General features: G+C 36.6%; 22 protein-coding genes. 9 read left to right on the top strand and 13 right to left on the bottom strand.

What is annotated here, in order from left to right:
* Positions 1 to 8: 8 nt before the first annotated feature.
* The 8 genes from MWU78_RS04455 to MWU78_RS04420 form a co-directional block, all read right to left on the bottom strand.
* A complete protein-coding gene (locus MWU78_RS04455; RefSeq protein ID WP_246995387.1) occupies positions 9 to 455 on the bottom strand; it encodes a response regulator in 447 nt (148 codons plus the stop codon).
* A gap of 12 nt (positions 456 to 467) precedes the next feature.
* Entirely contained in the window at positions 468 to 1031 is a 564-nt protein-coding gene (locus tag MWU78_RS04450) for an AraC family transcriptional regulator (RefSeq protein WP_246995385.1), read from the bottom strand.
* Between the two features lie 230 nt (positions 1032 to 1261).
* Entirely contained in the window at positions 1262 to 1597 is a 336-nt protein-coding gene (locus MWU78_RS04445; protein ID WP_246995383.1) for a hypothetical protein, read from the bottom strand.
* A gap of 211 nt (positions 1598 to 1808) precedes the next feature.
* A complete protein-coding gene (locus MWU78_RS04440) occupies positions 1809 to 2000 on the bottom strand; it encodes a hypothetical protein (RefSeq protein ID WP_246995381.1) in 192 nt (63 codons plus the stop codon).
* Positions 2001 to 2077: 77 nt separating this feature from the next.
* The gene (locus MWU78_RS04435; protein WP_031443085.1) at positions 2078 to 2239 is read right to left on the bottom strand and encodes a DUF1328 family protein; all 162 of its coding nucleotides are present in this window, start codon (positions 2237 to 2239) and stop codon (positions 2078 to 2080) included.
* Between the two features lie 316 nt (positions 2240 to 2555).
* Positions 2556 to 3293 carry an SOS response-associated peptidase family protein gene (locus MWU78_RS04430; protein WP_246995379.1) on the bottom strand — a complete coding sequence of 246 codons (738 nt, stop codon included), beginning with the start codon at positions 3291 to 3293 and terminating at the stop codon, positions 2556 to 2558.
* A 152-nt stretch (positions 3294 to 3445) separates the two neighbouring features.
* The gene (locus MWU78_RS04425) at positions 3446 to 3895 is read right to left on the bottom strand and encodes a PA2169 family four-helix-bundle protein (protein ID WP_246995377.1); all 450 of its coding nucleotides are present in this window, start codon (positions 3893 to 3895) and stop codon (positions 3446 to 3448) included.
* Positions 3896 to 4248: 353 nt separating this feature from the next.
* Positions 4249 to 5121, bottom strand: a complete 873-nt coding sequence (locus MWU78_RS04420) for a mechanosensitive ion channel family protein (RefSeq protein WP_246995375.1) — start codon at positions 5119 to 5121, stop codon at positions 4249 to 4251.
* A 485-nt stretch (positions 5122 to 5606) separates the two neighbouring features.
* On the opposite strand from MWU78_RS04420, the gene MWU78_RS04415 reads away from it, so the two are divergent.
* Together MWU78_RS04415 and MWU78_RS04410 are read left to right on the top strand one after the other, a co-directional pair.
* Positions 5607 to 6890, top strand: a complete 1284-nt coding sequence (locus tag MWU78_RS04415; RefSeq protein ID WP_246995373.1) for a DUF2254 domain-containing protein — start codon at positions 5607 to 5609, stop codon at positions 6888 to 6890.
* Positions 6891 to 6996: 106 nt separating this feature from the next.
* On the top strand, positions 6997 to 8358 hold the full coding sequence (locus MWU78_RS04410; RefSeq protein ID WP_246995371.1) for an NAD-dependent succinate-semialdehyde dehydrogenase: 1362 nt from the start codon (positions 6997 to 6999) through the stop codon (positions 8356 to 8358).
* 865 nt (positions 8359 to 9223) lie between these two features.
* On the opposite strand, the gene MWU78_RS04405 is transcribed toward MWU78_RS04410, so the two are convergent.
* Together MWU78_RS04405 and rho are read right to left on the bottom strand one after the other, a co-directional pair.
* Positions 9224 to 9916 (bottom strand): hypothetical protein, encoded by a 693-nt coding sequence (locus MWU78_RS04405; RefSeq protein WP_246995369.1) that lies wholly within the window; start codon positions 9914 to 9916, stop codon positions 9224 to 9226.
* 235 nt (positions 9917 to 10151) lie between these two features.
* Positions 10152 to 11837, bottom strand: a complete 1686-nt coding sequence (gene rho / locus MWU78_RS04400; protein WP_246995367.1) for a transcription termination factor Rho — start codon at positions 11835 to 11837, stop codon at positions 10152 to 10154.
* 196 nt (positions 11838 to 12033) lie between these two features.
* Here rho and MWU78_RS04395 point away from each other — a divergent pair, with 196 nt between their 5' ends.
* Entirely contained in the window at positions 12034 to 12444 is a 411-nt protein-coding gene (locus tag MWU78_RS04395) for a DUF4293 domain-containing protein (protein WP_187587764.1), read from the top strand.
* Positions 12445 to 12627: 183 nt separating this feature from the next.
* Here the strand turns inward: MWU78_RS04395 and MWU78_RS04390 are convergent, their stop codons facing one another.
* Complete coding sequence (locus MWU78_RS04390) at positions 12628 to 13125, bottom strand: metallophosphoesterase family protein (protein ID WP_246995364.1); 498 nt, start codon at positions 13123 to 13125, stop codon at positions 12628 to 12630.
* 187 nt (positions 13126 to 13312) lie between these two features.
* Between MWU78_RS04390 and truA the strand changes: the two genes are divergently transcribed.
* Positions 13313 to 14065, top strand: a complete 753-nt coding sequence (gene truA / locus MWU78_RS04385; protein WP_246995362.1) for a tRNA pseudouridine(38-40) synthase TruA — start codon at positions 13313 to 13315, stop codon at positions 14063 to 14065.
* Positions 14058 to 15824 carry an ABC transporter ATP-binding protein gene (locus MWU78_RS04380; RefSeq protein WP_246995360.1) on the top strand — a complete coding sequence of 589 codons (1767 nt, stop codon included), beginning with the start codon at positions 14058 to 14060 and terminating at the stop codon, positions 15822 to 15824. Before truA ends, MWU78_RS04380 begins: the two co-directional genes overlap by 8 nt.
* Positions 15825 to 15846: 22 nt before the next feature.
* Here MWU78_RS04380 and MWU78_RS04375 read toward each other — a convergent pair whose 3' ends face one another.
* The gene (locus MWU78_RS04375; RefSeq protein WP_246995358.1) at positions 15847 to 16632 is read right to left on the bottom strand and encodes a diadenylate cyclase; all 786 of its coding nucleotides are present in this window, start codon (positions 16630 to 16632) and stop codon (positions 15847 to 15849) included.
* 110 nt (positions 16633 to 16742) lie between these two features.
* On the bottom strand, positions 16743 to 17582 hold the full coding sequence (gene folP, locus MWU78_RS04370; protein WP_246995356.1) for a dihydropteroate synthase: 840 nt from the start codon (positions 17580 to 17582) through the stop codon (positions 16743 to 16745).
* A 108-nt stretch (positions 17583 to 17690) separates the two neighbouring features.
* Here folP and MWU78_RS04365 point away from each other — a divergent pair, with 108 nt between their 5' ends.
* From MWU78_RS04365 to prmA, 4 genes are all read left to right on the top strand, one after another.
* Complete coding sequence (locus MWU78_RS04365) at positions 17691 to 18239, top strand: DUF1599 domain-containing protein (protein WP_246995354.1); 549 nt, start codon at positions 17691 to 17693, stop codon at positions 18237 to 18239.
* A 118-nt stretch (positions 18240 to 18357) separates the two neighbouring features.
* Positions 18358 to 19455, top strand: coding sequence for a BT_3928 family protein (locus MWU78_RS04360; protein WP_246995352.1), 1098 nt, complete (start codon positions 18358 to 18360; stop codon positions 19453 to 19455).
* Positions 19456 to 19533: 78 nt separating this feature from the next.
* A complete protein-coding gene (gene tpiA, locus MWU78_RS04355; protein ID WP_246995350.1) occupies positions 19534 to 20283 on the top strand; it encodes a triose-phosphate isomerase in 750 nt (249 codons plus the stop codon).
* Between the two features lie 143 nt (positions 20284 to 20426).
* Positions 20427 to 21263: a 50S ribosomal protein L11 methyltransferase gene (gene prmA / locus MWU78_RS04350; RefSeq protein ID WP_246995348.1), complete on the top strand. Its 837-nt coding sequence runs from the start codon at positions 20427 to 20429 to the stop codon at positions 21261 to 21263.
* The last annotated feature ends 18 nt before the right edge of the window (positions 21264 to 21281 follow it).

The raw sequence follows: 21281 nt of genomic DNA, 5'->3' as shown, positions 1-21281 counted from the left end.
TTAGACCATTATATACGTAACAAAAAATTATCCCGGTTTAAAGCGGAGGTATGGTATTGCCAATTTAGCTGTAACACCTTGTCTATGGCATTTTTAAGACCTCCAAAACTATTTGGTTTATTTATATAGATATTGGCCCCGTTTATAAAAGTCTCTTCAATATCCGCTTCCGAGGAAGAGGTGGAATATATGGCAACCATTAATTCTTTTAGGCAGGGGTTTGTTCTAATTTCATTGAGACATTGCATTCCATTTTTGATGGGCATGTTCAAATCCAAAAAAATAATTTGTGGTAATACTACCTTGGGCAATATCAAGTAATCCATTAATTCTTGACCATTCTTGAATAATGATAGATTGGTCTTAATCTTAATTTCTTCTATGGCCTCCTTAAACAACATTCTGTCGTCCTCATCATCATCTGCCAAGGCAATATTCATGGTATGTAAAGGCATAATCTTGTTTGGTTATTCTTGGGTTAAAGCTCTTTCTTTTCGTTTTTGAATTATCTTCAAAAATGTAGAGGGAGTAAGACCTGTAGTTTTTTTGAATTGGGCCGATAGATGGGCTACACTGCTATAATTAAGTTTGTATGCTATTTCCGTTAGAGTTGAATCATTTTGACTTATGAGATTTTTAGCAATATCTATTTTTTTTAAAATCACAAAATTCTCTATAGAGGAATAGGTGGTTTCCGAAAAGATTGATGACAAATAGGTATAGGTGTAATCCAGTTTTTCCGAAAGATAAGTGGAGAAGTTAAAACGTTTTGGATTCTCTTCATCATGTATCCATTCCGTGACTGTATCTTTTATGCGCTGCACTAAAGCTACTTGCTGATTATCCATAATTTCTATGCCATAATTGCCCAACATATTGCCCATTTTTTGTTCTTCGATATTTGTGGGCTGTCTGTTAAATTCAATTTCTCCAACACCGTGAATCGTATAATCAATACCCAACATATCCAATTGTTCCCGTAAAACTGTTTTGCAGATGGTATTAAAATCGAACTTTAAATAGACTCTCATCAATTGTTTACTATTATGGGTTATAAAGGCCTTTGTGATTCTATTAAAATATGAAGAATTGGCCGTATAAACAAAGATGATGATTTTTTAATTTGGAAGATAATTCCTCAAACATTTTTTTATCCTATAGATTCCATGTTCCATCCCTTCTACTAAATGCTATTTTACGTTCTCTATAGACGTGTGTTGTAATTGGAACTTGAAAAAGATGAAGGTAAAATCTGTTGGCTCTAATGCGCCTTGGTATTATCTTTTAAATAGTTCTCCTTGGGAATTTGTTTAAAAAATTCGGCAGTTTCAAGATTACTGGATGGGCTGTAATTTGCTAAAACAGTTCCCTTGCTGCCATCACTGGTCTCCAATACATATAATATGGACATATCGGAAGGATTGCTCATACCCTCGAATCGGTGTTCGGCCACAATTTTTACATTTTGTGGTAGATAGTTAATTTTGGTATCCAAATCCAATAAGCTATTTTGGTCAACCTTATAATTACCAGTGTAACCCTTCGCTTGATATTTGTCAATTATTTCCCTTTCATGTTTTGCGAACTCATTTTTCATGTCCTTAGATTTAAGTTAAATGTACAGTCCTTGATATTTGGACCTTTAGTAATTTATTATACTAGATTTTGTAGATATCCGATTTTTACGGACTCCAATATTTTTTAGAGCTGTGGTGTAAGAGATACTTATTTATTAATTAAAAAACGGACAAGGTCCCGGTAGGAAAATGTCCGTTGAGTATAAATATAAACCAGGCAATAAAGAAGTTCTAGTTATCGTCCGTGGCATCATCTATTTCATCCCCAATTTCTTCTACGCCTTCTTCAATGCCATCGCCTACATTTTCCACTCCATCTTTAATTTTTTCTCCTGCAGATTTGTCTTCCCTGCAGCTATTCAAAGCTGAAAGAGAAACGGTGAATAATAGTGCGTATACAAAATATAATAACGATTTTCTCATAACTATTTAGATTTAAGATTAGTTAAAATGTACTAGGTTAAATACCATAAGTTCAATTATGGTTAAAAGGTCTGTATTTAAATTTTGCTCCTTCCCGTAAACAATGAGATTACGAAAAGAATCAAGAAAATAAAAAATAAGATTTTAGCAATGCTGGCAGCTCCTGCCGCTATTCCACCGAATCCGAAAATTGCGGCTATTATTGCCAATATTACAAATGTGACTGTCCAACGTAACATAGTGTGTGTTTTTAAGGTTAATATTATGGGCCAATATTCGTTGCCCTTTATACAAATGTCCAAGTATTTTTCCATATTACTTTGCGGTATCCAGATAATGTTTAACTCAGATAGATGTAACTATGTAATTTGTAATGTTTTAATATTTAAGCACTTGTAGTTTTAGGTGAGCGTATTTAGCTGGACTTATAGGTTTGGATAATGTTATTTCCTATCCTACTTGTGGTTTATTTTAGTTCAGGTTATTTACCTTCTATTGCGATAGGATATTTTAATCCCTAGAGCGGTTTAAAAGGTGGTTAGTAGGTACTCCTAATTATAAGGAAAGTAATTCCACGCCATGTTTAAGAATCATCCCAGTTGGAGCTGCCTCATAATATACCGGCTCTAACATAGAAGTGTATGAAATATTGTTTTTAAAGAATTCCTTTGAAATAGGATGCGCTATTAGCCTGAAGTTAGGGGTCGCATTTAAAAGATTTTGGATGTCGTTTTCATTTAAATCTTGATTTAGCCATGTATTGTACTGATCCTTTGAGAGCATCATGGGAACGGTACCATCTATATTCTGAATCGCCTTTAAATTGTGATTGGTATGGGTAGTGATTATGGAGCAGGTAAGGAAACCATCGTCCAGTTTGTTGTAAATACCCGTTAAGCAAAATGGTAAACCCGATCTTCTGCGAAAATAATAAGGATAGAGGATGCCATCAATTAGGTACGATGTAAAAAATCCGGTGACCGGTATAAGGCACCTTCTTTGCAATAGGGCATTGGAATACCAAGAGGGGTTGCTCAAGGAGTGGATATTAAGGTTTAGTGAATTGAAGATATCCTGGAATACACTCCATTCATCTTTGTAGCCTTCCGGTAACAGTCCCCATATGGCCGGAACCATTAGATCTGCTTCCTCCATGGGTATAATTGGTATTGTAACTTCGTCTATACCGTTGATCAACACCTGTTTTTGAAATAGATTAGGGTATTTAAAGCGCCTATTGAATTCCTTTTCCAATGTTGTCCTACTAGCTGTATTGGATAGTTTATGGTACATAATATTAATTTAGTGAAATCTATAATTCTAGGGAGCTTTTGTTTTACAAAAATAATTAATTGACAGTTTAATTAAATCCTATTATATTATTGAAATCAACACTAAAAGAGGATGCTAGGCATCCTCTTCACCCGTGTAATTATTAATGCAAGTTAACTTAGGTCTTCCAACCGCTTTACCTGATTCAAATCTGCTTGAATTTGGTTCATTTGTTGGGTTAAAATGGTAGCTGTGCTATGGGGTAAACTTGTATCCGAAAGTACATCCCTATATTCTTCCACAGATGCTTTTTCACCTCTAATGGCCTCTTCCAGCATTGCTTCGTCATCATCCGCAGAAAAGAGCGACTTAACATCCATCCATGTTCGGTGCAAGGCTCCTGTTACACTTCCATCTTTTTCCCATTTTTGTCCAAAATTGGTAATCTCACTTTTAAGCTCTTGTCCATAAGTATGCCTTTCCGCGCTCTTTTTATCAAAGAAGGATTTTAAATAGGGATTGTCCGTATTGTCGGAGGCCTTTTTGTATCCCTTTTCGGCATCGTAGGTTTTTTCCAAAAGATCATTTAACTTTTCACTTATCGTTTCAGTGTATGTGCTCATTTTATTTTGGGTTTTATAGTTATCATGGAGTTTTTTTAAAGATGCCTCCCGAATAACATCATGTAGGGCGAAGTTAATATGTTAATAAGTAGTGTTTTAACGCTAAAAAATATAATTTTTGCGCCATCGCTTTAATTGCAATTTGGAGGTGGGGCTTTTTCGTTCCGATATTGGTACCAAAAGCAGAACCGAGGAGTATGGAAAAGAAATATTTCCTATACTAAAGTAGGGGTATTTCGAATGTGTAATTTGTAAAGGGTCTTCCTTTTTGTACTGCCCCATATCTTATTGGAGGCCTTTCCAATAAGATATGGAATATCCTAGGAAATAAAATCTTTATTCTTTGGTTAATATTAAGTTGACTTCATGAAATCTTTAGGCAAATCCAATGTACGAATAGGAAAAGGAATGTTGATATTGTTTTGGTCAAAAGCCTTTTTAATGGCGATCATGGCAGTTGTTTTTGCTTTTAATAATTCTATGGCGGAAGTGGACTGAATCCAAAATCGGGTTTCAAAATTAATGGAACTATCACCGAATTCTGTATAAAGAAAGATCACTTCCTTGGTATTTTCTATATTTTCGAAATGGGATTTGATCGTTTTGCATACCAAATCACGTACAAATTCCAAATCGGACGAATAACCCACGCCACATTTTAGAATTACACGGGATTGCGCGGTGGTGGAGAAGTTTCGTAACGGATTTTCCAACACCAATTTATTTGGAATATAGACTAAATTATTATCCGATTGTTTAATGGTCACTGCCCTCAGATCTATGTCGATTACCTCGCCTTCATAATTGTTGCTTTCGATCCAGTCTCCAAATTTAATATGTTTAATATAAGAAAGGACAATTCCGGAGAAAGTATTGGCCAAGGCCCCTTGTAATGCAAGGCCAACAGCAAGACCGGCTACTCCCGCACCTGCTAATATAGTGTTTAGGGTCTTGCTTAAATCCAATATTCCAAGAACCAAAAATAGCCCCGTTAAAATTACCATAATGGAAAGCAACTTGGCAATAACGCTTTTCATAGATCTCTGTAGGCTACTTTTTTCCAGTAGTTTCCAGGTGATTTTGGAGACATATTTAGAAAGTATGATAACAATGGTGAATACGACCAACGCAAGAATGATGTTTGGCAGGTTCACTATTAAACTATCTACCCAGGAAGACAGTCTATTGATCATTTCTTCCCAGGCCTCGTCAATATTAAAAATCATAGTTGTATTTTTTAGTCATAGGTTGAGAAGTTAAGAAGATTTTGTGATTCACCCTAAAAATTAATTATTATACCCAATTAAATTAAAGGAAAGCCTATTCCACAAAAAATGGTTCCGACCTAATCAAATGCCGGAACCATTAATTAACAACCAACCTAACCATCTTAGTTTGAATTACATTTGTAGTTCTTAGTAATTCAAAACAGAATACTTTTAATCCTAAATGTCCCCTGAAATTTAGGCTTTTCCAATTGCCAAATTGAAGTAGGCAATTGTCTTTCATCTTTTGTTATGACAAATTTATCCAAGAGGTTTAGAACATAGGTGCTGTATTGTAATTATTATTAACTCTTTTAAAAAGCGGATTTTATTTTTAGTATCGCTCTTTTTTTGTGCGCAATCGTTTGTGATACTATTTCAAGGTATTGGGCTATTGCAAAAATGGGAATTCACTACCTTTAAATAACTTTAAAATTGGGGATACTATGTTTAAATCGGCTATAAAAATATTGAAGAACCTTTATAGTAGGGTGTTGCAGAGTATTGCCTTTTATCCTGTTCTCATTTCCATTGGGTTTTTTATATTGGCCTTTATAATGCTGGAATTGGAAAGTTTGGAGTTGGCTAAAACTTTAAAACAACGTATACCTTATTTTTTTATTGAGGATTATGAAACAGCTAGAGCCATATTAACAACCTTAATTGGCGGTATCCTTTCTTTGACGGTATTTAGTTTTACAATGGTTATGGTAGTACTCAGTCAAGCCTCCTCCAATTTTTCACCAAGATTGTTGCCTAGTTTGGTTTCCAATAAAAGGCATCAATTAATTTTGGGCGTATATATAGGCACGCTCCTATACTGTATCATAATTCTGATTTTTCTTGGTGGCCATGGAATGGATGCCCATTCTGTTGGGTTTTCAACTATGTTCGCCGCAATTTCAGGAGTGCTTTGTATTGGACTGTTTGTCTATTTTATTCATAGCATTTCTACATCCATTCAAATTCAAAATATAATCAACAATATATTTCGCTCTAGCTCAAGATATTTGGATGAGGAATATAAGGATTTCAGTTCATTGAAAGTGGGACTACAAGAACTGAGGATGCATAATTTTGAAACTATTTATTCACATAAATCTGGTTATTTTAGGGGGTTTGATGCCTCATTATTAAGTGATTCCCTGTTTGATCAAGGCCACCATATAGAAGTGCTACCTTTTGTGGGTCAACATATTTGGGAAGGAATGCCGCTAATGCGGGTTCAGAAAATGATTGAAGGTAAGGATTTGGATGACTTATTGTTATGTGTAGATATGTCCAATAATCGTACAGATGAAAACAATGGTATTGGTGGATTTATTAAATTAATGGAAATTGCGGTCAAGGCTATGTCCCCGGGAATAAATGATCCCGGAACTGCCATTAATGCTATTAATAAATTGGCACCATTGCTAATGAAGACAATGAGGTTCCCTAATAAAGTATCCAAGTCGCTAAGGGAGGGAAAAATGATTTTAGTCACTAATAACCTCAGAGCTAAAGAATTAATGCAAATAATAATTCAGCCTATCAGATTGTATGCAAAAAAGGATAGCTCAGTGGTTCTCGCTCTTATGGGAGCTTTAAAGTATATATCCCAGGATCCCAATATATCAAAGGAAAGTATGGAAGAAGTTCATAGGGAATTAGTAGCGTTAAAAATGGACGTGGAGTGTAATATTGAGAATAAATTTGATCGCGAAAAAATTTTGGCACGGTTTGAATAGATCAACAAGTATAAAAAAACAATACAATTTGCAGTTCCTAGTATTGAGTTAAACAATATATACAATCCTTTTAATTTGCATTTTTTTAATACAAAAATCACAACAAATGGAATACATAGAGTCAGTAAACCCATATGATGGAGAACCATTGGAAAAGTATAGAATGTTTTCGGATGGGGATATAAGGACAGTTTTGGAAAAGGCCGATCTTACCTTTAAAAGTTGGAAAAATGAACCTGTGGAATATAGGTCCGGACTATTAAAAAAATTAGCCAAGGCTTTATTGAAAAATAAAAAAAAATATGCCCAATTAATGTCAAAGGAAATGGGTAAACCCCTTAGCCAAGGAGTTGCTGAAATTGAAAAATGTGCATGGGCATGCGATTTTTATGCTAAAAATGCGGCCGAATTTCTTGCGGATGATCTTATAGATACAGAGGCTAAGGAAAGTTTTATTAGTTACGATCCCATTGGTTGCGTATTGGCCATTATGCCTTGGAACTTCCCTTTTTGGCAGGTTATTCGTTTTGCCGCACCTACTCTCGCTGCCGGTAATACGGTAATATTAAAACATGCCAGTAATGTTCCCGGTTGTGGGTTGGCACTTCAGGAGCTGTTTAAATTGGCAGGTTATCCGGAAGGTAGCTTTCAATTTATACTCGCGGACCATAAACAGTTGGAGTCTATAATAGGCAATCCTGTTGTTCAGGGCGTTACCCTTACCGGTAGTGAGAAAGCGGGTAGGGCAATAGCGGCACAAGCGGGAAAACATTTGAAAAAGTCCGTCATGGAACTTGGGGGCAATAATGCCTGTATTGTATGGGAAGATGCCAAATTGGACAGCTATATGGATACTATGGTAATGGCTAGAATGCAGAATACCGGGCAAAGTTGTATTGCGGCTAAAAGATTTATTGTGTTGGAGGAGATTTATGACGAGTTCCTAATGAAATTTCTGAATAAGGTCCAGACCCTGAAATTTGGAGATCCATTGGACAAACAAACAGATATAGGTGTAATGGCAAGAGAGGACTTAGCTAAAACCCTGGCCCAACAAGTAAAAGAATCGGTAGATAAGGGTGCCAAAGTGCTATATGGCAATAACCGGCGAGGTGCCTATTATGAACCTACTGTGCTTACAGGAGTGGTCCCTGGGATGCCGGCTTTTGATGAGGAGCTTTTTGGGCCTGTGGCGGCCATCGTAAAAGCAAAAGATAGAGAGGAATCCATTGCCCTGGCCGCAAACTCTAAATTTGGTTTGGGCTCTATGTTGTTCACAGAGGACATACGATCTGCAAGAAAAATAATTGGAGACATACCCGATGGGGCTTTTTTTATAAATGAAATGGTAAAGTCGGACCCCAGATTGCCTTTTGGGGGTACTAAAGCATCAGGATATGGGAGGGAATTGTCTATGGAAGGTGTGTTGGAGTTTGTAAACAAAAAGACGGTCTATATTAAGAAATAGGCTTGAAAAGAAGTTTTTCTTCAACCTATTTTGGATGACATAGCTGTCATTTTCAAAGGTGTTTATTTTGTTTGGAAGAAGGGGTGATTGTTTTTTGAAAAATCAATCGCTTTAATATAAAGGTGTTGAAAATACCCTGACCGCATCAAATCCAAAACTTGCGTTTCATTCTGAGGAAACCTACCATAAAACAGATATACATTAAAATAATCAGCGTTAGGTGGATTCTTCTAAAATGCACGTATTCATTTAATTGGTTTAAATAATTATAAAATCGGGATGCTTTAATTGGGACATAACCCATATAAAAAACCAAGAGACCAAGGCTTATCCACTTAATTCCTGTAAACCTATAATCCAATCTTTTGGATGAATTACGGTGATCCCGGAAAAATAGAATTATGCATATCAAAATAATAAATGCTCCTGCCAAATAACTATATATCTGGGATTCCAGTTTAAAGTTTTGAAGAAAAAGATTTATAAAGGAGACGGTCAGATAAAATATTCCACCGTACAATATGTAGTTTTTATACTTTTTATTTTCTATGTAACTCCAATACACGTAAAAAAAATAGAGAAAGAATACTAGATTGTAAATATTATAAATAAAGACATTGTGATTAACGATAGAAGTAAAAATGGAAATGTGGAACACTTCGTAGTTCTTTGTAAAATAACCCAATAATTCTGTTAAGAAGGTATACATTAACAGAATGGGAAAATACTTTAATGGACTACTATAATATTTTGGGTATTTTATTAAGGCTACCAATAAGGTTAAAGCATAGAGAGGCTCAGTGGCATTCTCTAAAATAGCATCCAATACTTCCATTTTTGCTTCGATAGGAGTTTTTCTGTATTATTAATTGTCGTGGTAAGGTGGTGGCACCATATTGGCCTCATTTAAAACAAGACTTTTATCTTTGATATAAAATGGAGCAGGAGGGGTTGTAGGCATAAATGAGGCCTCGGATTTAGCTTCTCCCGACTGTTGTCTGTCCATATCTCCATCTTTTTTTTGTTCCAAATTATCGGTAAGCAATACGGGAATGTTTTTTCCGTCGTCCTCTTCCCTAATATAAAATCCGTATTCACGATCGTTCTCGCCCTTTATGGCCGGAATGATAAAAAATGAATTTTGTTTAGGATGTTTTATTTCCCGACCATCGTCAAAAGTTTTTTTATCTGGATAATTGGAAAAATAAAAACGCAGGGAGGAAATCTCAACATTGGCCTTTTTGGCTTCCTGTTCAATGTAGTTCATGTATTCTTTAATGGTGTTGTAATCATAGTATCCAAAACGGGCCACGTCAAATTTTTTCTCTGGTTCAAGGTCATTTTCGTATTTTTCAATTAGGGCTACTCTGCGCTCGCCATAAGAGTCATACATAGTTTTGGCTTGTTCCACGGAAACTATCTGCTCAGGGGCCTTAATATCTCTAATTTCGGGTTCCTGCACGGGCGATTTTTCCTTTTTTTGCTCACAGGACATGAAACCGAAAACAATTAGGGTTCCAAAACATAATTTTGTAACAATTCTTTTTAGATTTTTCATAAGTTAAATTTTTACAGTTAGTGTTAATAAAAGTGAAATTTTAGAGATAAGCGTTGGGGGAAAACACCTGTTAAAGTAAGTGTTAAATTACTGATTATTGTACATCTAAAAAAATGACTTAAAAAAATAAGTACATTTTTATGTCAAGAATTGAAACAAAAAAAATCCCATTTGGCTTTTTGACCAAATGGGACTTTAAAGCTTTCCCCATTTTTGGGAAAAGTGAAATTATAGATTATTGATTCATGGTCAACAAGAACTCTTCGTTGTTCTTTGTTTGCCTAAATCGTTGTTCAATAAACTCCATGGCTTCCACCGGATTCATGTCTGCCAAATACTTTCTCATAATCCACATTCTCTGAATGGTGTTTTCATCCAACAAAAGATCATCACGTCTTGTACTCGAAGAAGTAAGGTCGATTGCAGGGAATATTCTACGATTGGATATTTTTCTATCCAATTGCAGTTCCATGTTACCAGTTCCCTTGAATTCCTCAAAGATTACTTCATCCATTTTAGAACCGGTTTCGGTAAGTGCAGTTGCAATAATGGTTAAGGAACCTCCTCCTTCAATATTACGTGCAGCACCAAAGAAACGTTTCGGTTTATGAAGTGCATTGGCATCCACACCACCACTTAAAACCTTTCCGGAAGGTGGTTGTACCGTATTATAGGCACGCGCCAGTCGCGTAATGGAATCCAATAGGATAACCACATCGTGTCCGCATTCTACCAGACGTTTTGCTTTTTCCAAAACAATATTGGCAACCCGAACATGTTCTGTAGCCTCTTTGTCAAAAGTAGAAGCAACAACCTCACCGCGAACATTACGCTGCATGTCCGTAACTTCCTCAGGACGTTCATCTATTAAAAGAATAATTTGGTAAACTTCAGGATGATTGGCGGCAATACCATTGGCAATATCCTTCAAGAGCATAGTCTTACCAGTTTTAGGCTGGGAAACGATCATACCCCTTTGTCCTTTTCCAATAGGTGAGAATAAATCTATTATTCTAGTGGAAATGGTACTCTGCCTTTCTGCAAGGTTAAATTTTTCCTGAGGGAATAATGGGGTCAAGTGTTCAAAAGACACCCTATCCCTAACTATCTGGGGGTCTATCCCGTTTATCTTATTAACTTTTATAAGGGGGAAATATTTTTCACCTTCTTTCGGTGGGCGCACATTGCCAAGTACCGTATCTCCAGTTTTAAGTCCAAATAACCTTATTTGGGACTGGGAAACATAAATATCATCAGGTGAAGAAAGATAGTTGTAATCCGAAGATCTCAAAAATCCGTAGCCATCCTGCATAATATCCAGCACCCCTTCACTTTCAATAATACTGTCGAACTCAAATTCCGGTTCTTTGTATTTGTTTTTTAGGTCCTTGTCAAAATTACTGTTGTTTTTGTCAACGTTACCTTTCTGATGGTGAGGATTTTTTTTATGTTGTGGTTTGTTGGCTTGCGGAGTGTTCTGTTGTACTGCGTTTGGTTGAGGTGCAGTTTTTTGAAATTCCTTTTTCGCCTGAACCGGCTTATTGTGCTGGCGAGGTTTTCTTTCTGGTTTGATGTCCTCTTTCTTATCCTCGACTGCCGGGGGTATTACTTCCTGCGCGGTAGTTTCTTCAATTGTTTCAGCCGATTTGGTCTCTGATTTCTTGGCAATAGGAGACTTGGTGACAGCCGACTTAGTCTTGTCACTAGCTATTCTGGATCGTTTAGGCTTGGGAGCACTGCTTTCCTCCTTAGTAGTTTCCACTCTTTCTTGAACAATTTTGGGGTTGGATGCTTGTACATCCAAAATTTGATATACCAAATCCAGCTTTTTTAAAGTTTTAAACTTGGCAACATTAAGTCCCTGGGCTATTTCCTGAAGCTCAGGAAGCTTTTTTGATTTTAAATCTGAAATCTCAAACATTAAGTTTTGAATAAATTATACTTATTACGAAAATATGAAGTGTATGTTGTTCTTGTTATGGGTAATAAAGGGAATGAAATCCCCTGTTGGTAAGTAATTTGACTTATAACGTAGCAATATTACAAATTATTTTCAATATTTAGGTGATAAATTTTAAAAAGACGCTTATTTTTGCTTTTCAATTGTATTAAAAAGCATGATTCAAAGAATTCAGACACTTTATTTAATCGTAGTTATACTATTAGGGGCGGTTGTACCGTTTTTTGTAAATCTATGGTCTGATGCCGCCGGAAATGAAATATTCGCAGAAAATGAAGTATTCCTTTCCGTTGCTTTTTATGTTGTGGCAGTCCTTGGGCTGTTGGCTATAGTTTTATATAAGAATAGACAAAATCAATTTGTAGTAAACAGATTGAATATGATATTGAATCTTTTTTTACTAGGATTTTTCGTTTACCGATCACTAAACTTATCCGGAGAAACTATTGTTTCTGAGAAGGGTATTGGGATGCTGATTCCTGTATTTTCTATCGTTTTTTTAGTCCTGGCCAACAGGGCAATAAAAAAGGATGAAGATCTTGTAAAATCTGTCGATCGTTTGCGTTAAGCCTAACATCTTAGTAGTATTAGTGCGTGAACCCGGGGTAGTGCCCGGGTTTTTTATTGGTGAAACTCTGTTTTAAAAAGTAGCTTGCAACGAATTTAAAACTGTTAGTTGAACTAATCCCGCTTTTTATAAGGGAATTTAGTGGTTTAATATTTAGGTAAGTACCATGGAGGCCCTTAAGAATTATCCCCTTTGTCCAAGCTCTATAATCTCCAAATCCTTAATGTTCTCTTTGTCTATAACAAACCGTAGCATAGTTCGTATTTGATGAAAGCCATGTATGCCACAGGCCCCAGGGTTCATATGTAGTAAGTTCAATTTTTTATCCCACATTACCTTAAGGATATGGGAGTGTCCGGAGATAAAAAGTTTAGGGGGATTAATTTTGATTTCTTCCCTTATCCGTACATTGTATTTATTGGGGTATCCTCCAATATGGGTCATCCAGACATCTACGTCCTCACATTTAAACCGATTGTCCAGTGGATACTCCAATTGAATCCTATGTTCATCTATATTTCCGTAGACACCCTTAACGGGCTTTATTTTTTCCAAGGTATCCATTACCTCTAAATTGCCAATATCTCCTGCGTGCCAAATTTCATCTGCAACCCTAGCGTATTTTAGGATTTTTTCGTCCATATGGCCATGGGTATCGGAGAGCAAGAGTATTTTTTTCATAGGGTGCTATAGAGAATTAAGGTTTGCCGGCTGCTAGGATCAAAGATTCCCATTATTCTGCCCTTCAAGCCAAAAAAAATAATTAATTGAGCGCAAAACTACATTTTCATCTTAGTAAAACAAGTCCATTATCCGTTTTCTCCATAAGAACAAGTATCTTTGCCAACTACAAAACTAAATCATTCAATTGAGATATTTCGTCCAATTTTCTTACAAAGGTAAGGCGTATCACGGTTGGCAAAAACAACCCAATGCAATAACGGTGCAGGAAGTTTTGGAAAAGGCTTTCTCTATGATGTTGCGGGAAACCGTTTCCTTGACAGGGGCGGGGCGGACGGACTCGGGGGTGCATGCAAAGGTAATGTACGCGCATTTTGATTCTGAGGTGCTTTTCCTTTGCACTGAACTGATTTACCGTTTAAACGCTTTTCTACCTGATGATATCGCAGTAAGTGAAATTTATGAAGTTCCTGTGGAATCACATGCCCGCTTTGATGCTTTGGAACGTATATACGAATATTGGATAGTACAGGAAAAGAATCCGTTTTTGACCGATGCCGCCTATTATGTGAAATATCCGTTAAATATAGAGCTGATGAACAAAGCGGCTACTATTTTAGTGGAACATAAGGATTTTGAATGTTTTTCAAAGTCCAATACCGATGTAAAAACCTACCTCTGCGATGTTAGAAAGGCTATATGGACCAATGATGGTGATAAGTTGGTTTTTACAATAAGCGCAGATCGATTTTTGCGTAATATGGTACGTGCTATTGTTGGGACCCTTGTTGATGTTGGTCTGGGCAAATCTTCATTGACGGACATAGAGTCCATTTTGGAAAGTAAGGATAGGAGCAATGCCGGGGTATCCGTGCCCGCAAAAGGATTATATTTGACAACAATAAAATATCCAAAAAATATTATTGATTACAATGGATAAGGATACAGGAAAAGCATTTGATTATAGATTGTTTAAGCGCCTGCTTAGGCATGTTAGGCCATATAAATTAACCTTTTACGGTGTTGCCATAGCGGCAATACTATTATCAGGTTTTGCCGTACTTACCCCTATTTTGGTTGGTGAGATCGTGGATAACGCCATTACCAATAAGGATAGTCAAAAATTATTGTATTTGACCTTGGGCATGGTTGGTGTTTTGTTAGGGGAAGTTCTAAGTCAGCTGTATTTTAATTATTACGCCAACTGGCTGGGAGAATCCGTTATAAAGGATATTCGGATAAAGCTATTTAATCATCTTATGGGCTTTAAGATGAAATATTATGACAATTCTTCAATTGGGCTACTAGTTACCCGAGCGGTAACCGATATGCAAAGGATTGGTGAGATTTTTAGCGAAGGTTTCTTTGTCATAGTTTCCGACCTCCTAAAAATGTTGGTGGTGGCCGTAGTTATGCTTGTTGCCAATTGGAAACTGTCTTTAATTGTGTTCGCTGTGTTACCCATTATCTTGTACGCTACAAGGCTTTTTCAAAAGGCTATGAAGGTGGCGTTTATTGAGGTTAGGGCACAGGTATCCAACCTAAATTCATTTGTTCAGGAACGTATCACGGGTATGAAGATAGTACAGCTATTCACCAGGGAGGAAATAGAGAAGGAGAAGTTTAGGGAAATCAATGAGAAACACCAAAATGCATGGTTAAAAACAGTTTGGTATAACTCTATCTTTTTTCCGGTCGCCGAAATTGTTTCATCCATTACGGTAGGTTTGATCGTGTGGTACGGCGGTTTGCAGAATGTAGCCAATATTAGCCAAGAGGAATACGGTACCATTTTCATGTTTATATTGCTGTCCAGCATGTTGTTCCGCCCTTTACGGCAAATAGCGGATAAATTCAATACCCTTCAAATGGGAATGGTGGCAGCCAATAGGGTGTTTAAAATATTGGATACCGACAGTAATATTCAAGATATAGGAACAATAGATAAGGAAAGTGTTAAGGGCGATATTGAATTTAACAATGTGCGCTTCGGTTATTTGGAAAATGAGGAAGTACTGCATGGAATATCCTTTAAAGTTAAGGCGGGAGAGACGATTGCCATAGTAGGGGCAACAGGTGCCGGGAAATCCACCATTATTAATTTGCTAAATCGTTTCTACGAGATTAATTCTGGCGCTATTTTGATTGATGGAATTAATATTAAGGACTATAAATTAAACTCTTTAAGGTCTAAAATTGCTGTGGTATTGCAGGATGTATTTCTCTTTGCGGATACCATAGCCAATAATATTTCATTAAAGAATAGTAATACTACTCTAGAGCTTATGGAACAGGCTGCAAAGCAGATCGGGGTCCACGAGTTTATTTCCAGTCTTCCTGGTGGTTATACCTACAACATAAAGGAAAGGGGGACCATGCTTTCCAGTGGTCAGCGACAGTTGATAGCTTTCTTAAGGGCATATGTCAGTAACCCCAGTATTCTGGTTTTGGATGAGGCTACTTCGTCCGTAGATACCTATTCGGAACAGTTGATACAGCGTGCCACAGAAAAAATTACGGAGGGTCGTACTTCAATTATAATCGCCCATCGTTTGGCAACGATTAAAAAGGCCGATAAAATATTGGTGATGCAGGACGGATTGATTGTAGAGACCGGAACCCATGAAGAACTATTGAAGCAAAAAGGATACTATCAAAATCTTTATGAAGCTCAATTCCTGGCGGAGGAGGTAGCCTAAGGGCTTATCAATGTTATTGGAATCAGCGCAGATCGGATTTTATTAAACTTGCCAGTTCTTCCGTATCCTTAAACAGTACAAATTCACCATTTTTTATATAGGATATAAGGCCGGTTTCCTCGCTTACAATTATGGCAAGGGAATCGGTTTTTTCAGTAATGCCAACAGCTGCCCTATGTCTTAATCCAAAACGCAATGGAATTGTGCGTTCATTGGAGACTGGAAGAATTACCCTGGTAGCTACTATATAATTATCTTCAATGACTACTGCGCCATCATGTAAGGGACTATTCTTATAAAAAATACTTTCCAGGATAGGTTGGGTAATTTCTATATACATTTTATCACCGGTAGACTTTACAAAATCCAAAGAATTATTTCGGGCTATTACTATAAGTGCACCTGTTTTTGTGTTTCCCATTTTTTCGCAAGCCGAAATAATAGCGTCTACATTTGTTCCAATGGTTAGTCCGTCTTCTTTTAAGAATTTAAAATGTTTAAAAAAGTTGCGTTTGGAAGCAAAATTGGTAGAACCTACCATTAAAAGAAACTTTCTAATTTCCTGTTGGAAAACTATAATAAGGGCAATTAGGCCCACTTGCATAAAACCTCCTACCATGCTACTGATCATTTTCATATCCAGGACTTCTGTCAATTTCCAAAAAGCCCAAACAATAACAATACCAATAAAAATATTAATGGCTACGGTTCCCCGGACCAATTGGTATATATAATACATGAGCACAGCCACCAAAAAGATGTCTATTATGTCTGTAACGCTAAAATCTAAGAAGTTTAAAAAATCCAATCCTGTGGTTTTGGTAAAAATAGGAAATAAGCTATAACCGAATATTAAATTCCGAAAAATGTTTTGGTCCTTTTTTAAACAATTTCATCAATGGTACTAATCTAATTAGGTTATTGTAGATTACCGGAATCATTGATGGCTTTGAATAATTGGATGCATTCCATAGTCTCCTTAACATCATGTACCCTCAAAATTTGTGAGCCTTTGGTCAGCGCATACATATGTAGTGCCGTACTGCCATTTAGAGCTTCGGCCGGAGAGCTGTCAAGTAATTTGTAAATCATGGATTTTCTGCTTATACCCGTTAAAATTGGTAGTCCCAGACTATGTAATAAATTAAATTTTTTCAAAATTTCATAATTCTGCGCCATAGTCTTTGCAAAACCAAAGCCTGGGTCTATAATAATGTCGTTAATACCCATGCTCCTGGCCAGGGCTACTTTTTCCGAAAAGTAATAGAGTATTTCGCCTAGTAGATTTTCATAATTTGTCTTGCCCTGCATAGTATTGGGCGTACCTATCATATGCATCATAATATAGGGTACGCGGTGTTTACCTACTATTGATAACATTTCCGGATCTAAATTACCAGCGGATATATCGTTGATTAAGGCAGCTCCAAGGTCTAGGCATTCATCGGCAACGCTACTTCTAAAGGTGTCAATGGACAATAGGATGTCCGGGAAAGTATTGAGCAATAGTTTAATAATTGGAATAATTCGTGCCAACTCCTCTTTCTCATCTACGTGTGCCGCACCAGGTCGTGAACTATACGCCCCAACATCTATAAAGGTGGCGCCACTGGCCAGCATGCTTTTTACTTGGAAAATAATATCGGCTTCGTTCTTGTATTTACCCCCATCATAGAATGAATCTGGAGTTATGTTGAGTATGCCCATTACTCTTGGTGTACTTAAGTCCAATAAATTTCCTTTGCAGTTAATGGTCATGTTTTTTATAAGATAAAAGGCTTTAAAACTTTGGGTAGTTAAGTTTAAACCTCGATTTTTGATTAGTTTAAAATTTTAAGCGAAATTTACACAAATTAGAAAGATTAAATGCATAATACTTCCGAGCAATACAATGCCGTTATTAATGTTTGTAGGGAACTTTTCCTGAAAAAAATGCAAGATTACGGCAGTGCATGGCGAATTTTAAGGCTTTCATCACTTACAGATCAAATATATATCAAGGCACAGCGCATTAGAAGTTTGCAGGAAAATGAAGTGCGCAAGGTAGATGAGGGTGAGGTTTCCGAATTTATCGGAATTATTAATTATTCCATAATGGCCTTAATTCAAATTGAAAAAGGAATTGTTGATCAACCAGATCTGTCCCCTTCCGAAGCGGTTGCATTGTTTGACAAGCATATTTCCATCACCAAAACATTAATGGAAAATAAGAACCATGACTATGGTGAAGCTTGGCGGGAGATGAGGGTAAGTTCCCTGACAGATTTGATCTTGCAAAAGTTGTTGCGTGTTAAGCAGATAGAGGATAATAAAGGCAAAACATTGGTGAGCGAAGGTATAGACGCCAACTATCAGGATATAATCAACTATGCCGTATTTGCAATGATACACCTGGGAAAAGTAACCAAATCCTAAAATTCCATTTTTAAATACTGGATATTGAATGATGTATTATTGTGATATTGAGTTAATTGGGAAAACGAAGAAAAATCAAATCGGATTTGGATTTATAAATAGAGAATTGAATTAGAATATGAAATATATAGTGGCATTGTGCCGTATTATTGTCGGCGTTTTATTTATTATCAGTGGATTTATTAAGCTAAATGACCCTGTTGGGTTTTCTTTTAAATTGGAGGAATATTTTAGTCCAGGAGTACTGGATTTAGATTTTCTGATGCCCTATGCCCTGGGGATTTCAATATTTGTGGTAATTCTGGAGGTTTTGCTGGGTGTCATGTTATTAATAGGTTTTCGAATTAAAATTACACTGTGGAGCCTACTGTTGATGATTGTATTCTTCACCTTCCTTACCTTTTACTCTGCTTATTTTAATAAGGTTACCGATTGTGGCTGTTTTGGAGATGCCATAAAATTAACGCCTTGGGAATCCTTTACCAAGGATGTAATATTATTGGTGCTTATCGTTATTCTTTTTTTAGGGATTAAACATATCAAATCACCATTAGGGAATAGAAGTCAAAGACTTCTTGTAGGTCTTAGTTTGTTGGTAAGTGCTATCTTTGCCAATTATGTGCTCAACCACTTACCGGCAATAGATTTTAGACCTTATAAAATTGGAGCTAACATAGAGGAAGGCATGGGCATTCCAGAGAATGCACCGGTTGCTATTTTTGATTATAGTTGGAAATTTAATGTGGACGGAGGAGAAAAAGTGGTGGTGACCAATGGGGATTATCCCTCGGTAGAAGGAGAATTTATTGGTGTGGAAACCAAGGAAATTCAGAAAGGATATGAACCCCCGATACATGATTTTACCATTGAGCAGGGTGGTGAAGATTTTTCGGCCTCCCTGTTACAGGAACCGAAATTGGTAATGGTAATCGCTTATGATCTGGCAAAGAGCCGCTACAATGTCTTTAATGATATTAAGGAGGTTACGGATAAGGCCATAAAGAACGGTTATAAGGTTATTGGAATGTCCGCTTCCGGTCCGGATTATACTCAAAAAATGATAAAGGAATATAAATTGAGTTTTGATTTTTATTTCACGGATGAAACTACTTTAAAAACAATTGTACGGTCCAATCCAGGTGTCTTGGTTTTGGAGCATGGCACTATTATCCAAAAAGTTCATTACAACGACTTGGAGGATTTAAAGTTTGAATAGTAATTGTTGACATTTGCTGAATCAGAAAGAAAAAAATACCTTTAATTACAAAAGAGAACAATATAAATTAGAATCGAAATGAGAAGTAAAATAGTTGCAGGAAATTGGAAAATGAACAAGAATTTAGTGGAAACGGAAACGTTGTTGGCTGAACTTACCGCTAAAATTCCGGATACTAAAGCAGAAGTTATGGTGGCACCAACTTTTGTGAATTTGGCAGCAGCGGTGGACAAATTGAAATCGTCTACCATTGAGGTTATTGCACAGAATATGCATTTTGCGGAAAGTGGGGCTTATACCGGGGAAATTTCTGCCAATATGCTTTTAGGTATTGGTATAGATACCGTCATTATTGGACATTCGGAAAGAAGAGCCTATTTTGGGGAGACCGATGAGATTTTATCAAAAAAGGTAGCGGCCGCATTGGCTAATAACATGAGGGTAATGTTTTGTTTTGGAGAGGAATTGGAAGACCGTAAGTCTGAAAATCATTTTAAAGTGGTGGAAAGTCAACTGAAAAATGCTTTATTTTCTTTGGACGCCTCAAGCTGGAGCAAAATTATCTTGGCATATGAGCCTGTTTGGGCAATTGGAACGGGAGAAACGGCATCGCCGGAACAAGCACAGGAAATGCACGCGTTTATTCGTAATACAATTACCAACGCTTACGATTCTGGCATAGCGAATAATGTTTCCATACTTTACGGAGGTAGTGTAAAACCTAACAATGCCGTTGAGATTTTTTCTAAACCAGATGTGGACGGAGGTTTAATAGGAGGGGCTGCATTGGTAGCGGATGATTTTATCGCGATAATTAAAGCAATATAATAAAGAATAATACGAAATTCAATGCCTGTTGAAAATCACCTTTTTCAGTGGTTTGGATATAATATAATATTTATAAAGGCCCGTTGTAGCATCAACGGGTTCTTTTTCTCCAATAGGGTGGTCAATTAGCAAATTTTAATAAAATGTCGCATTCCATATATATCGAGTATAATTTTAAGGTAGATCCTGTTCAACCAACTTCTGACATCCTCATAGCTGAATTGGGCGAGGTTCAATTCGAAAGTTTTGTGGAAAAAGAAGATGGGGTACAAGCTTATATAAAAAAAGAAGATTGGAATCCCAATATTTTGGATGATTTACAGATTCTTGAAAATCCATTGTTTAAAATTGAGTATGAATATGAGGAGATAGAGCAGGAGAATTGGAACGCTACATGGGAAAGTAATTTTAACCCCATTCAAGTGGGTGAACAGTGCGTGGTTAGAGCACCTTTTCATGATAAGCCCAAAGTGGATTATGATATTATTATTGAACCTAAGATGAGTTTCGGTACCGGGCATCATGAAACTACCCATATGATGTTACAGCATATTTTAGATCACGACTTTAATGGTAAATCGGTCTTGGATATGGGGAGTGGAACTGGGGTTTTAGCTATTTTGGCGGCAATGAAAGGGGCCAAGAACATTGATGCCATTGATATTGATAACTGGTGCTACCTTAATGCCCAAGAAAATGTTGAGCGCAACAATTGCAACCATATTAATGTTTATGAAGGAACTGCCGATTTATTGGTAGATCAGCAATACGACACTATTATAGCTAATATAAATAGAAACATTTTGTTGGAAGATATTCCAACCTATGTGAAATGCCTAAAAAAAGGCGGTATATTATTTGTAAGTGGTTTTTATAAGGAGGATATTCCACAGATTTCGGAAAGATGTAAGGAAGTAGGGTTAAAATTTGAAAAAAATCTGGAAAAGAATAATTGGGTTGCCGTAAAATATGTATTTTAGAAGGTATTAAAATTGAAT

The sequence above is a fragment of the Arenibacter sp. F26102 genome (genome assembly GCF_023015865.1).
Lineage (GTDB): Bacteria > Bacteroidota > Bacteroidia > Flavobacteriales > Flavobacteriaceae > Arenibacter.
Note: the sequence above shows the minus strand (reverse complement) of the source record. Positions and strands in the feature narration are given on the sequence as shown.